Genomic DNA, 13,553 nt, shown 5'->3' on the forward strand with positions numbered 1-13,553 from the left:
TTTCTTCGCCCCCGCCGCCCCTACCCGTCCCATCCCTGGGGGCTGCGCCCCCAGCCCCCGCTGTCGGCCCTGAACGGGCCTTGTCCTCAAACGCCGGACGGGCTGGAGGTGCCGGCCCGGCGCTGAAAATTGCGGCGGCGGGGGCGAGGACAACGAATCGCCGCCCCGCCCGCATCTCACGCAACGATTCGCCCACCGGTGCGCAACGGCTCCTCCTTGTCCCGCTGATCGCGCCGCCCGTACCGTCTATCCCTGGCCCCCAACCCTTCAGCCCCGGCAAGGACCCCGCATGCGCACCGCCCTGCTCCAGAGCTCCGGCCACCCCGGCTCGGTCGTCGAGAACCTCAAGGTGCTCGACGAGGCCGCGGGCCGGGCCGCCGCCGCGGGCGCCGGGCTGCTGGCCGCGCCGGAGATGTTCCTCACCGGGTACGCGATCGGCGACGGCATCGGCCACCTCGCCGAGCCCGCCGACGGAGACTCCGCCGACGCGGTCGCCGAGCTCGCCTCGCGGCACGGCCTCGCGATCGCGTACGGCTACCCCGAGCGCGACGGCGACCAGGTCTTCAATTCCGCACAGCTCGTCTCCGCCGACGGCACCCGTCTCGCCAACTACCGCAAGACCCACCTCTTCGGCTGCTTCGAGCGCGACCACTTCACCCCGGGCGAGCAGCCCGTCGTACAGGCCGAACTGGACGGTCTCCGGGTCGGTCTCCTGATCTGCTACGACGTCGAGTTCCCGGAGAACGTCCGCGCCCACGCCCTCGCCGGCACCGACCTCCTCCTGGTCCCGACAGCGCAGATGCACCCGTTCCAGTTCGTCGCCGAGTCGGTCGTCCCGGTGCGGGCCTTCGAGAACCAGATGTACGTCGCGTACGTCAACCGGGTCGGCCAGGAAGGGGAGTTCGACTTCGTCGGGCTCTCCACGCTCGCCGGACCCGACGGAGTCGCCCGCACCCGGGCCGGCCGTGGCGAGGAACTCCTCCTCGCCGAGGTCGACCCCGTTCTCCTCGCCGCCTCCCGCGAGGCGAACCCGTATCTCCAGGACCGCCGTCCCGGCCTCTACGGCTCCCTCGTCTGAGCCTTCTCTCCCACCTCTCTCCCTCACCTGCTCCACCCGCAAGGAGTCCGTACCCCATGACGTCCACGGTGCCCACCGCCGTCCAGCACGCCGACGCGCAGCAGCCGCCGATCACCATGTTCGGGCCGGACTTCCCGTACGCCTACGACGACTTCCTCGCCCACCCGGCCGGCCTCGGGCAGATCCCCGCCACCGAGCACGGCACCGAGGTCGCCGTCATCGGCGGCGGGCTCTCGGGGATCGTGGCCGCGTACGAGCTGATGAAGATGGGCCTCAAGCCTGTCGTGTACGAGGCCGATCAGATCGGCGGGCGGCTGCGGACCGTCGGGTTCGAGGGCTGCGACCCGTCGCTCACCGCCGAGATGGGCGCGATGCGCTTCCCGCCCTCCTCCACGGCCCTCCAGCACTACATCGACCTGGTGGACCTGGAGACCCGGCCGTTCCCCAACCCCCTTGCCCCGTGCACCCCTTCGACCGTCGTCGACCTCAAGGGCGAGTCGCACTACGCCGAGACCGTCGACGACCTGCCCCAGGTCTACCGGGATGTCGCCGCGGCGTGGAACAACTGCCTGGAGGAGGGCGCCGACTTCTCCGACATGAACCGGGCCCTGCGTGAGCGCGACGTTCCGCGCATCCGCGAGATCTGGGCGCGGCTCGTCGAGAAGCTCGACAACCAGACCTTCTACGGCTTCCTCTGCGACTCCGAGGCCTTCAAGTCCTTCCGGCACCGCGAGATCTTCGGCCAGGTCGGCTTCGGGACGGGCGGCTGGGACACCGACTTCCCCAACTCGATCCTCGAAATCCTGCGGGTCGTCTACACCGAGGCCGACGACCACCACCAGGGGATCGTGGGCGGCTCACAGCAACTGCCCCTGCGGCTCTGGGAACGCGAGCCGGGGAAGATCCTCCACTGGCCGTACGGGACCTCCCTCGCGTCCCTGCACGTGAACGGCGAACCGCGCCCGGCCGTGACGCGTCTCGACCGCACGGCCGGCAACCGCATCACCGTCACCGATGAGGACGGCGACATCCGCACGTACCGGGCGGCGATCTTCACCGCCCAGTCCTGGATGCTGCTCTCGAAGATCGCCTGCGACGACTCGCTCTTCCCGATCGACCACTGGACGGCCATCGAGCGGACCCACTACATGGAGTCCAGCAAGCTCTTCGTGCCCGTGGACCGGCCGTTCTGGCTCGACAAGGACGAGCACACGGGCCGGGACGTCATGTCGATGACCCTCACCGACCGTATGACACGCGGGACCTACCTCCTCGACGACGGCCCGGACAAGCCCGCCGTCATCTGTCTCTCGTACACCTGGTGCGACGACAGCCTCAAGTGGCTGCCGCTGTCCGCGAACGAGCGGATGGAGGTCATGCTGAAGTCGCTCGGCGAGATCTATCCGAAGGTCGACATTCGGCGGCATGTCATCGGCAACCCGGTCACCGTCTCCTGGGAGAACGAGCCCTACTTCATGGGTGCGTTCAAGGCGAACCTGCCCGGTCACTACCGTTACCAGCGGCGCCTGTTCACGCACTTCATGCAGGACCGGCTGCCCGCCGACAAACGGGGCGTCTTCCTTGCCGGTGACGACATCTCCTGGACGGCGGGCTGGGCCGAGGGTGCGATCCAGACCGCGCTGAACGCGGTCTGGGGCGTCATGCACCACTTCGGCGGGGCGACCGACCCGACGAACCCCGGCCCCGGGGACGTGTACGACGAGATCGCGCCCGTCGAACTCCCCGAGGACTAGGGCGCTTCTGATGGATCTCCGCGGCGTCGCGACGCCCGGCACGCTCCCCCACTGCCTTAAGGGCGTGGGAGGTGCCCCCACTCGCCGCACGGCGCAAAGGGACAGGTGGCTCCGCCACATGTCCCTTCACACCGCACGCCGAGCGCACGCACCGAACGCCGCTCCTTCTCCCACGGAGATCCATCAGAAGCGCCCTAGGCCCTGTCCGGACCGATCAGATACCGGCCGTCCGGGCCGCCGTGTACAACTCGGCGGCCAGGTCCTTGAGTTCGGCGGCGTCCCGCGGGGCGTCGCCGAAGTCGAGGAAGAACTCGTCGAGGCCGATCTCGGCGTGGGCGGCGAGGTCCGTCACGATCTGGTCGATGCTGCCCTGGAAGGGCTGGCGGTCGGCGCCGTCGTACGCCTTCGCCGTGTACGTGACGTTCACCCGCACCGCCGTCTCGATGGGCCTCGTGCGGCCCTTCTCCGCGGCGGCGTCCTTCACCTGCTGCCACTGGGCGGCGAGTTGCTCGACGCCCATGGCGATCGGGTTCCAGCCGTCGCCGCGTTCGACGAGCCGGGTCAGGGACTTCTTGCTGAAGGCGGGCAGGAAGACCGGGATCGGCCGGGCGGGCTTGGGGGCGACCACCGCCGACGCGATCTTCGTCAGGCGGCCCTCGTACTGCACCGGGTCCGGACCCCAGACCGCCCGGCACACGTCGAGGACCTCGTCCAGCACCTGGCCGCGCTCCGCGAACGGCGCCACCCCGGCGGCGGCGTACTCGTCGAGGGACCAGCCCGTGCCGAGGCCCGCCACCACCCGGCCGCCGCTCGCCGCGTCCAACGTGCCGAGCATGCGGGCCAGTTGGAAGGGGCCGTGCAGCGGGGCGACCAGCACGCTGGTGCCGAGGCGGGCGCGCTCGGTGGCCGCGGCGGCTAACGTCAGCGTCACCAGCGGCTCGGCGAGACCGCGGTACGAGTCGGGCCAGGGGACGCCCTCCATGCCGTACAGGCCCTGGGTCGCGGGCTCCGGGAACAGGGCGCGTTCGAACACCCACAGACTCTCGTAGCCGATGGCCTCGGCCGTGCGCGCCACGTCCGGCACGTCCCGTCCGATGTCGTACTGGCGTGTTTGAGGAAGACCCAGACCCAGGCGGACAGCCATGCTCGTGCTCCTTCGCAAGAGATCGCAAGAGATCGCAGGACATCGCGAGAATCGCGAGACGCGCTTTCGCCTTCGAACGTACAACGTTCATACAGGCATGGCGGAGGTCCCGGGCAGGAGTGGCCGGATCAGTCCGGCAGCGGTGTGAGAAGCATGCGGCTCGCGAAGCCGACCGCCGCGTCGAGGCGATCGGTGAATTCCTCGGCGACATCGGGCAGTCGGCGCAGCGCCCACAGCGCGCGGGCCGCCGACCAGGTGGCCGCCCGAGCCCGGTCCATGCTCCACGAGCCGAGCAGATGGGTGAGCGGGTCGGCGATCTGGAGAAGGTCGGGGCCCGGCATCAGCTCTTCGCGGATGCGCTCCTCCAGCGAGACGAGTAGATCGCCCACGTGCTCGAACTCGTCCTCCAGGTCGGCCGGTTCGCAGTCGAGCGTACGACAGGCGTCCACGACGGCGAGCGCCAGATCGTGTCCGATGTGCGCATTGATGCCCGCGAGCGCGAACTGCAACGGCCGTACGCCGGGATGGTGGCGGAACTGGAGGAGCGGGCGCCAACAGGAGGGGGCGTGGTCTTCCTCGGCGACCCGCAGATACAGCTCGGCGAACCGCACGTCCAGGGTGATCGCCGCCTGCGGATCGGGGAACACCCCGCGCTCCAGACGGTGGTCGACGGCCTCCGTGACGGCGAGGTAGACGCGGTTGAAGACCGCCAGCCCGTCACGCGGCGGCAGGTGTGCCTCCAGCGCACGCATCCGCGAGACGACCTGGTCGACAGGAGTGGTGAACTGTTCCCATTGCACCATGAGGGCAGGGTCCCAGTCCTAGGCTGGCGGACGTGCCGCCGGGCCGGACGCTTCCCCAGAACGGGGGAACGCGCCCACCGCGGCACAGGAGGGGGAACCGTACGTGTCAGGCTTGCGCGCCCAGCGACTGGCCTCGCGCCGGGCCGAACGAAGGCGCGCCGCCCGGCGTTCCGTCATGGTCGCCGCGGCCTCGGTCGTGGTCGCCGTGGGCACCGCCACGGGGCTGCTCTCCGGGCTCGACAACGGCGGTGGTTCCGACGAGGCCAGACCCGAGGTGACCAGCTCGCCCCTGCTCGCCCCGCTGCCGGCCGTGCCGTCGGCCTCGCCCACGCCGAGCGCCTCGACGTCGCCCTCCCCGTCCGCCCGTACGACGGAGGCGAGGAAATCGAGCCGCACGCCCTCCGCCTCGCCCACGAAGACGGCGACGGAGCCGGAGAAGAAGCAGCAGCCCGCGTCCGTCAGCCTCTACCGGCACCCCGAGTCCCAGGTTCTCGACTGGGTCCGCGACCACCGTGACGATCCGCGCCGCCCGGTCATCGAGGCGGAGATAGCCGACCGCCCGGCAGCGGTCTGGTTCGCCGACTTCACCCCGTCGACGATCGCCTCCCGCGTCCGCGCCGTCACCGCGGGCGCGGCGGACGCCGGCCGGGTCCCGGTGCTGGTGCCGTACGCCGTACCGGACCGCGACTGCGGCGGGGCGTCCCAGGGCGGCGCACCCGACCTCGGGGCGTACGACGGCTGGATCGACGCGTTCGCGGCGGGCCTCGGCTCCGGCGAGGTCATCGTGATCCTGGAGCCCGACTCGATCGCCCTGTCCGACTGTCTGTCGACCGGCGCCCGCACCGCCCGCTTCGCCTCACTGGCCCGCGCGGGCCGCGTCCTCAAGGCCGCGAACCCCGACGCCCGCGTCTACTACGACGCGGGCCACTCCGGCTGGAACGCCCCCGCCAAGCAGGCGGACCAGCTCCGCCAGGCGGGCGCCGCCTCGGCCGAGTCCTCCGACGGCGTCTTCAGCAACGTCTCCAACTTCCACCGCACGGCCGACGAGGTCGCGTACGTCCGGCAGATCCTCGACGCCCTCGGCGGCCCCGCCGGTCTCGGTGCCGTGATCGACACCAGCCGCAACGGCAACGGCGCCCCGGCCGACGGCGAGTGGTGCGACCCGGACGGGCGGAAACTCGGACAGGCGCCGACCACCGCCACGGGCGAGGCGCGGATCGACGCCTATCTGTGGGTCAAGCTGCCGGGGGAGTCGGACGGCTGCAAGGGCACACCCGGCACGTTCACCCCGTCGTACGCCTTCGAGCTGGCGCGCTGAGTCCACCCACGGCGATCGGTTCAGGGCCTCGGGCCGGGAACCGCTTCGCTCGGCGTCCCGACCTTCGGGCGCTCCCGGTCGGCGGTGCGCAGCACGCCCGCGAACCCGGCGAGCCCGCACGACAGCACCGTGACCAGCCCGAACGACACCACCAGACTCGTGGCCTGGGCCAACGTGCCGATCGCGCTCGGTGCGACGAGGCCCGAGGTGTACGTGATGGTCGCGACGCCCGCGATGGCCTGACTGGGGTTGGGCCCGCTGCGGCCCGCCGCCGCGAAGCACAGCGGGACGACCACGGCGATGCCCAGACCGAGCAGCGCGAAGCCCGCCATCGCCGTGGCGGGATGCTCCGCGACGACGATGAGCAGACCGCCGAACACGGCGAGGACGCCGCCCATGCGGACCGTACGCACCGAGCCGAAGCGGTTCACGACCGCGTCGCCGACGAGCCGCGCCAGCGCCATGGTCAGCATGAAGCCGGTCGTGGAAGCCGCCGCGAGACCGTCCGAGGTGCCCAGCTCGTCCCGCAGGTACACCGCCGACCAGTCCAGGCTCGCACCCTCCGCGAACACCGCGCAGAAGCCGACCGCGCCGATCAGCAGCGCCGACTTGGGCGGCAGCGCGAACCTCGGGGGCGCCTCCTCGTCCTCGGTGGGCTGTAGATCGAACACCCAGCGGCAGACGTACGCGCCGATGAGCGTGAGCGTCACCGAAGCCAGCGCGTGGTGGACACGTGCGTCCGAGCCCAGGTGCGCCGCGAGCGTGCCGCCTGCCGCGCCGATCAGGGCGCCCGCGCTCCACATGCCGTGCAGGCCGGACATGATCGACTTGCCCAGCCGGTTCTCGATCTCGACGCCCAGCGCGTTCATCGCCACGTCCCCCATGCCCGCCGTGGCGCCGTAGACGAACAGGGCCAGGCAGAGGGTGGGCAGGTTCGGCGAGAGGGCCGGCAGGACCAGGGCCAGGGTCCAGAGCGAGATCAGGCCGCGCAGGGCGGCGCGGGCGCCGAAGCGGTGCGTGATGCGGCCCGCGAGCGGCATCGCGAGGGACGCGCCGAGCGCGGGGAACGCGAGCGCCAGCCCCAGCTGGCCGGCGCTGACCCCGGCGTGGTCCTGGATCCAGGGCACGCGGGTCGCGAACGAGCCGGTGACGGCGCCGTGCACGGCGAAGACCGCGGCCACGGCGTACCGGGCGCGCTTCACCTCGTGTCGGTCGTACAGCACTGCACCCATTCTGCGGCCCCTCCCCGGTCGGCTCCCGCGCTTGCGTCACGGAGGCTTCCGTCGCGCGCTGCCGTAAACTATCAGGAAGCCTGCCTGATAGATAGCGAGATATCGGCCGTCCGCACCGGGAACGGCCCCGCCGATCTGGAAGGATCTCGGCATGCCCGCATCCCCGAGCACCGCCCGGGCCATCAACGACCGGCTCGCCCTGCGTCTGCTCCAGCAGGAAGGCCCGTTGACGGCCGGACGGCTGAAACAGCTCACCGGCCTGTCCCGCCCGTCCGTCGCCGACCTCGTCGAACGCCTCACCGCCGCCGGACTGGTCACCGTCGTGGGGGAGTCGGGCGAGCAGCGGCGCGGACCGAACGCGAAGGTGTACGGGATCGTCGCCGGCCTCGCGCACCTGGCCGCCCTCGACGTCCGTACCGAAGGCGTCTCCGTCGTCGTCGCCGACCTGCTCGGCGAGGTGCTCACCGAGGCGTCCGTGCCCATCGGGGACGACACCGGCACCGGTCCCGCGGTGGAACAGGCGGTCGCCCTCGTCGAGCGGGCCGCCAAGGAGGCCGGGGTCGAGCAGCTGTACACGGTCGGGATCGGCGCCCCCGGCCTGATCGACCCGGCGACCGGCGAACTCCGGGACTCCACGGGCCTGCCCCAGTGGCACCGCACGCTGGTCGCCGCGCTCCAGGAACGGCTTCCCGAGGCCCGCGTGATCGTCGAGAACGAGACCAACCTCGCCGCCCTCGCCGAACAGCGCGACGGCGCCGCCCGCGACCGGGACACGTTCGTGCTGCTGTGGCTCGGCCACGGCACCGGCGCGGCCGTGGTCCTCGACGGCACCCTGCGCCGGGGGGCCTCCGGCGGCACCGGCGAGATCGGCTTCCTGCCGGTGCCGGGCACGGCCCAGCTGCCGTCGGCGACCGACTGCGAGGGCGGCTTCCACTCGCTCGCCGGAGCGGTGGCGATCACCGAACTGGCGGACACGCACGGCCTGGTGGCCGACGCCGACGCCCACGAGCCCCACGCGGCGGCGCTGGTCCGGACCGCCGTGGCGACCCCCGGCACCCCGGCCCACGCCCGCTTCCTCGACACCCTCGCCGACCGTGTCGTCATCGCCGCCGCGTCCGTCGTCGCCGTCCTCGACCCGGGGTGCGTGGTCCTGGGCGGCGAGATCGGGCGGGCGGGCGGTGACGTACTCGCCGCGCGCGTCGAGGAGCGGCTGGCCCGGATGTCACCCCTCCCGGCGGAGGTGCGCGCGAGCACGCTGGGCGGCGGAGCGGTACTGCGCGGCGCGTTGCTCATGGCACGGGAGGACGCCCAGGAGGAGTTGTTCGGGCCGTCGGCCAGGTAGGGGGGTGGGGAGCCGGATGTCCGAGCGGCTCAGCGCTGCTCCGCCGTCCCGGCGGACCTCCCCCGGCCGCCGAACCGCGCCGCCAGATACTCCTCGAACGTCCCCTTCCCCACGGCCCGCCCCGGAGTGAGGTGCCCGCCGCTCCTGAACGCCCGGTACGCGCGCCCCGCGAGCCGTACGCCCAGCACCGGACGCCGTTTTCCGCTCGCCCGCAGATACGCCCGGGCCAGCTCGGGGAACGTCCGCACCTCCGGCCCGCCCATGTCCTCGACGCGTCCCGCCGGAGCGCCCGTCGCCAGCTCGGCCAGCCGGTCGGCGACCTCGGCGACCTCGATGGGCTGGTCGCTCATCCCGGCCGGCACCGGCATCACCGGCAACCTGGCGAGCCCGCCCAGCAGTTGGGCGACCAGATCGTGGAACTGGGTCGTCCGCAGCACCGTCCGGGGCAGCCCCGACTCCTCGATCAGCTTCTCGACGGCGAGCTTGGCCCGGTAGTAGCGCAACGGGACGACGTCCACACCGACGATCGAGATGTAGACCAGGTGCGGCACACCCGCCCGGCGTGCCGCCGCGATCAGGTTGCGGGCCGCCTGTTCGTCGCCGCGCGGGCTGCTCGCGCAGTGCACGATCGTGTCCGCCCCGGACACGGCCGCATCCAGCACCGCGCCGCCCTCGCGCAGATCGACGGCGTACGGCTGGGTGCGCCGGCTGAGCACCCGTACCGTACGGCCGTCCGCGCGCAGCCGTTCGGTGACGAGCCGGCCGAGGGTGCCGGTGCCGCCGGTCACCAGGATCGTGGTCATGCCGTTTCGGTCCCTTCGGGAGTCGGCCGCGCCCTCCTGGCACGCCCTACGTCAACGGGGACCGCACAGCCCGCGCGAATGTGACATCGCCTGCGGTCACGGAGGAGTGAGCTGGCGGCGTACGAACACCAGCTTGTCCGGGTTCACCACCGCCCGCGCGCCCGTGACCAGGCCGTCCCGCAGCTCGAAGGAGAGGACGGTGAGCAGTGTGCCGTCCGCCCACGCGGCCACCGCGGTCGCGCCGTTGATCTCGGCCGTCGTGAGGTCGATGCCCCGGGCCAAGCCGTCGAGGGCGCCGGCCAGGAAGCGGAGCACCTTGTCGCGGCCGTCGATCGGACGGCGGGCCGCGGTGACCTTGCCGCCGCCGTCGCTGTACCAGGTCACGTCCGCCGCGAGCAGCTTCTCCAGGCCGGCCAGATCGCCGTCGCGGGCCGCCGTCAGGAACGAGGTGACCAGCTCCGCCCGGCGTTCGGGCTCCGGTTCGAAGCGGGTCTCCGGCTCGCCGACCCGCCGTACCGCCCGCCGGTACAGCTGACGGCAGTTGGCCTCCGTCAGGTCCAGCGCGTCCGCGATCTCACGGTGGCCGTACGCGAAGGCCTCCCGGAGCACGTACACGGCCCGTTCGGTCGGGGTGAGCCGCTCCAGCAGGACCAGCAGGGCGAACGACACGGCGTCGCGCTGCTCGGCCGACTCCAGGGGGCCGAGCATGCCGTCCGAGGTGAGCACCGGCTCCGGCAGCCAGGGGCCGACATAGCGCTCGCGGCGGGCACGAGCGGAGGTCAGCCGGGTGAGGCAGAGGTTGGTGACGACCTTGGCGAGCCAGGCGCCGGGCATCTCGATGGCCGTACGGTCGGCGCCGCTGAAGCGGAGATACGCGTCCTGGACGGTGTCCTCGGCCTCCTCGGCGGAGCCGAGCATGCGGTAGGCCAGGCCGAACAGCCGGGCGCGGTGGGACTCGAACTCGTCGGCGGGCGCGATGGTCACGCCTCCCACCCTGCCAGAGCGCGCCGAGGGACCGGCGGCGGGCAAGGGCCGTCGTCACCGCCGCCGGTCCGGCTCCGACGCTAAGAGGTCTGGACCATGACGGTCAATAGGTATGGACCAATCGTCATGCTTGATCGCCCGCCTCCCGCCCGCCACTTATTCCCCGCGGGCCTTGTGAGTCAGTCCACACAACTCACCCGCATGGACCACGGCCCGGCGTGGCACACTGGCCTGTAACAGAAGCAGCGCACTCCGGGGTCGGTGAAAGTCCGAACCGGCGGTTACAGTCCGCGACCCGTCCGCTTATTTTTTGGTGGCCGGTTGACCAGGTGAAATTCCTGGACCGACGGTTAAAGTCCGGATGGGAGGCAGTGCGCGGCGGGCGGGCATTCGTGCGCGCCGCCGTACCGCTCGGCCGTGGGTCGAGCTCCGTCCGGCGTCGCTCCCGGTGTCCCTGCCCGTTCACAGCTGTCGTCATCGACAGGCCCCGGAGTCCGTGCCCCAAGAGGCAGGGAGGACCCGGGAAGTGTTCACCGGAATCGTCGAAGAGCTGGGCGAAGTCACGGCCGTCGAGAACCTCGGCGATGCCTCCCGTTTCCGGCTCCGTGGCCCCGTGGTCACCGAAGGCGCCCGCCATGGCGACTCCATCGCCGTCAACGGTGTGTGTCTCACCGTCGTCGAGCACGAGGGCGACGAATTCACCGCCGACGTCATGGCGGAGACCCTGAACCGCTCCAGCCTGGGCGTCCTCGCCGTCGGCTCCCGCGTCAACCTCGAACGCCCCATGGCCCTGGGCGCCCGCCTCGGCGGGCACATCGTGCAGGGCCACGTCGACGGCACGGGCACGGTCCTCGAACGCAAGCCGTCCGAGAACTGGGAGATCGTCAAGGTCTCGCTCCCCGCCGACCTCACCCGCTACGTGGTCGAGAAGGGGTCCATCACCGTCGACGGCATCAGCCTCACCGTCGTAGACGCAGGCCCCGACTACTTCACCGTCAGCCTCATCCCCACCACCCTCGACCTGACCACGCTCGGCCGCAAGCAGCCCGGCGACCCGGTCAACCTCGAGGTCGACGTCATCGCCAAGTACGTCGAGCGCCTGCTCGGACCACAAGGGGCGGCGAAGTGAACTGGCTGAACACCGAGGCGTTCACGCTCCTCGACCAGCACATCCTGTGGTCGGACATGATCGGCAACATCTTCGGCCTGATCGCCCTCGCCCTCGGCTGGCGGCGCTCCATCTGGAGCTGGCCCGTGCAGTTCCTGTCCGGCCTCGTCCTCTTCGGCGCCTTCTTCGGCCATCTGACCGGCAGCGCAGGCAAGCAGGTCGTCGTCATGCTCGTCGCCGGCTGGGGCTGGTGGCAGTGGAACCGCAGCAAGGGGCAGTCGGCGGACGGTCAGATCGTCCCGCGGTTCGCCAGTTGGCGTGAACGCGCGGCCATGATCGGCGCCGCCGCCGTCGGCACGGTCGCCGTGGCCCTCCTCTTCAAGGCCTACCCGACCCTGTCCTGGGACCCCTGGCCGGACGCCTACATCTTCGTCGGCACCGTCGTCGCCATGTACGCCCAGGCGCGCGGCATGGTCGAGTTCTGGTTCGCCTGGCTCCTCGTCGACCTCGTCGGCGTCCCCCTCAACTTCGCCAACGGCTACGCCTTCTCCGGCTTCGTCTACGTCATCTACGGCGCGCTCGTCCTGTGGGGCATGCGCGACTGGTGGCTGCGCTCCCGCAAGGACACGCGGCCCGTCCTGGAAGGAGCGCCCGCATGACCACGGCACCGATCCTGTACAGCACGGACAACATCGAGGACTGGTCCCTCGACCCGATCGAGCAGGCCATCGCGGACATCGCCGCCGGCCGCCCGGTCGTGGTCGTCGACGACGAGGACCGGGAGAACGAGGGCGACCTCGTCATCGCCGCCGAGAAGGCGACCCCCGAGATCATCGCCTTCATGATGAGCGAGTGCCGCGGCATGATCTGCGCCCCCATGGAGGGCGACGAGCTGGACCGGCTCGAACTCCCGCAGATGGTGCAGAACAACACCGAGTCGATGCGCACCGCGTTCACGGTCACCGTCGACGCCTCGCCCGCGCACGGCGTCACCACCGGCATCTCCGCCTCCGACCGCGCCACCACCCTCCAGTTGCTGGCGAGCGGCACGGCACAGGTCGACGACTTCATGCGCCCCGGCCACATCTTCCCGCTGCGCGCCAGGTCCGGCGGCGTGCTGGTCCGCAACGGCCACACCGAGGCGGCCGTCGACCTCGCCCGCCTCGCGGGGCTGCGACCGGCCGGCGCGATCGTTGAGATCGCCGGCGAGGACGGCCGGATGCTGCGCCTGCCCGAGCTGATCCCCTTCGCCCGCAAGCACGGCCTGACGATCATCTCCATCGAGGACCTGATCGCCTACCGCAAGAGCGCCGAACCCACCGTCCGCCGCGAGGCCGAGACCCAACTCCCCACCCGCTTCGGCACGTTCACGGCGTACGGCTACCGCTCCACCGTCGACGGCGTCGAGCACGTCGCCCTCGTCCACGGCGAGATCGGCGCCAACGAGGGCGAGGACGTCCTGGTCCGCGTCCACTCCGAATGCCTCACCGGCGACGTCTTCCACTCCCTGCGCTGCGACTGCGGCCCTCAACTGGAGACCGCCCTCGAACGCATCAGGGACGAGGGCCGGGGAGTGGTCGTCTACCTGCGCGGCCACGAGGGACGCGGCATCGGACTGCTGTCCAAGCTCCGGGCGTACGAGCTCCAGGAGCAGGGGCACGACACCCTCGACGCCAACCTGGAACTCGGCCTGCCCGCCGACGCCCGGGACTACGGCGCAGGCGCGCAGATACTCCAGGACCTCGGCGTCCGCAGCGTGCGCCTGATGACGAACAACCCCGACAAGACCGACGCGCTCGTCCGCCACGGCCTCAAGGTCAGCGGCCGCGAGCCGATGCCCGTACAGGCGGGCGAGCACAACCTCACCTACCTGCGCACCAAGCGGGACCGGATGGGACACGACCTGCCCTGGCTGGACGCGGCCCCCGTGTCCCCCTGCGGCAACCAGTAGAGAACGCTGTAGACCCTCGTACAGATCGCCAAGGAG

At 71.5% G+C, this 13,553-nt stretch carries 12 protein-coding genes and 1 riboswitch; of the genes, 7 read left to right on the forward strand and 5 right to left on the reverse strand.

What is annotated here, in order from left to right:
- Positions 1 to 289 precede the first annotated feature (289 nt).
- Entirely contained in the window at positions 290 to 1,078 is a 789-nt protein-coding gene (locus tag ACH4TV_RS19610; RefSeq protein ID WP_398399617.1) for a carbon-nitrogen hydrolase family protein, read from the forward strand.
- Between the two features lie 56 nt (positions 1,079 to 1,134).
- Entirely contained in the window at positions 1,135 to 2,832 is a 1,698-nt protein-coding gene (locus tag ACH4TV_RS19615; RefSeq protein ID WP_398399619.1) for a flavin monoamine oxidase family protein, read from the forward strand.
- Between the two features lie 214 nt (positions 2,833 to 3,046).
- Here the strand turns inward: ACH4TV_RS19615 and ACH4TV_RS19620 are convergent, their stop codons facing one another.
- Both ACH4TV_RS19620 and ACH4TV_RS19625 read right to left on the reverse strand, forming a co-directional pair.
- Positions 3,047 to 3,976: an LLM class F420-dependent oxidoreductase gene (locus tag ACH4TV_RS19620; RefSeq protein WP_398399621.1), complete on the reverse strand. Its 930-nt coding sequence runs from the start codon at positions 3,974 to 3,976 to the stop codon at positions 3,047 to 3,049.
- A gap of 128 nt (positions 3,977 to 4,104) precedes the next feature.
- Positions 4,105 to 4,779 (reverse strand): DUF5995 family protein, encoded by a 675-nt coding sequence (locus tag ACH4TV_RS19625; protein ID WP_398399623.1) that lies wholly within the window; start codon positions 4,777 to 4,779, stop codon positions 4,105 to 4,107.
- Positions 4,780 to 4,954: 175 nt separating this feature from the next.
- Here ACH4TV_RS19625 and ACH4TV_RS19630 point away from each other — a divergent pair, with 175 nt between their 5' ends.
- Positions 4,955 to 6,097, forward strand: a complete 1,143-nt coding sequence (locus tag ACH4TV_RS19630; RefSeq protein WP_398399788.1) for a glycoside hydrolase family 6 protein — start codon at positions 4,955 to 4,957, stop codon at positions 6,095 to 6,097.
- 20 nt (positions 6,098 to 6,117) lie between these two features.
- Here ACH4TV_RS19630 and ACH4TV_RS19635 read toward each other — a convergent pair whose 3' ends face one another.
- A complete protein-coding gene (locus ACH4TV_RS19635) occupies positions 6,118 to 7,329 on the reverse strand; it encodes an MFS transporter (protein WP_398399625.1) in 1,212 nt (403 codons plus the stop codon).
- Positions 7,330 to 7,480: 151 nt separating this feature from the next.
- Between ACH4TV_RS19635 and ACH4TV_RS19640 the strand changes: the two genes are divergently transcribed.
- Positions 7,481 to 8,671 carry an ROK family transcriptional regulator gene (locus ACH4TV_RS19640; protein ID WP_398399628.1) on the forward strand — a complete coding sequence of 397 codons (1,191 nt, stop codon included), beginning with the start codon at positions 7,481 to 7,483 and terminating at the stop codon, positions 8,669 to 8,671.
- Positions 8,672 to 8,700: 29 nt separating this feature from the next.
- Here ACH4TV_RS19640 and ACH4TV_RS19645 read toward each other — a convergent pair whose 3' ends face one another.
- Both ACH4TV_RS19645 and ACH4TV_RS19650 read right to left on the reverse strand, forming a co-directional pair.
- On the reverse strand, positions 8,701 to 9,474 hold the full coding sequence (locus ACH4TV_RS19645) for an SDR family oxidoreductase (protein WP_398399630.1): 774 nt from the start codon (positions 9,472 to 9,474) through the stop codon (positions 8,701 to 8,703).
- Between the two features lie 96 nt (positions 9,475 to 9,570).
- Positions 9,571 to 10,458: an RNA polymerase sigma-70 factor gene (locus tag ACH4TV_RS19650; protein WP_398399632.1), complete on the reverse strand. Its 888-nt coding sequence runs from the start codon at positions 10,456 to 10,458 to the stop codon at positions 9,571 to 9,573.
- Between the two features lie 243 nt (positions 10,459 to 10,701).
- A riboswitch (FMN riboswitch) is annotated at positions 10,702 to 10,837 on the forward strand.
- A gap of 147 nt (positions 10,838 to 10,984) precedes the next feature.
- On the opposite strand from ACH4TV_RS19650, the gene ACH4TV_RS19655 reads away from it, so the two are divergent.
- From ACH4TV_RS19655 to ACH4TV_RS19665, 3 genes are read left to right on the forward strand one after another with little or no spacing between them, the layout of a single operon-like run.
- Positions 10,985 to 11,587: a riboflavin synthase gene (locus tag ACH4TV_RS19655; protein WP_398399634.1), complete on the forward strand. Its 603-nt coding sequence runs from the start codon at positions 10,985 to 10,987 to the stop codon at positions 11,585 to 11,587.
- On the forward strand, positions 11,584 to 12,225 hold the full coding sequence (locus tag ACH4TV_RS19660) for a nicotinamide riboside transporter PnuC (protein WP_398399636.1): 642 nt from the start codon (positions 11,584 to 11,586) through the stop codon (positions 12,223 to 12,225). The genes ACH4TV_RS19655 and ACH4TV_RS19660 overlap by 4 nt, the downstream gene beginning before the upstream one ends.
- Positions 12,222 to 13,517 (forward strand): bifunctional 3,4-dihydroxy-2-butanone-4-phosphate synthase/GTP cyclohydrolase II, encoded by a 1,296-nt coding sequence (locus ACH4TV_RS19665; protein ID WP_398399638.1) that lies wholly within the window; start codon positions 12,222 to 12,224, stop codon positions 13,515 to 13,517. The genes ACH4TV_RS19660 and ACH4TV_RS19665 overlap by 4 nt, the downstream gene beginning before the upstream one ends.
- The last annotated feature ends 36 nt before the right edge of the window (positions 13,518 to 13,553 follow it).

The sequence above is a fragment of the Streptomyces sp. NPDC020898 genome (assembly GCF_044333925.1).
Taxonomy (GTDB): Bacteria; Actinomycetota; Actinomycetes; order Streptomycetales; family Streptomycetaceae; genus Streptomyces.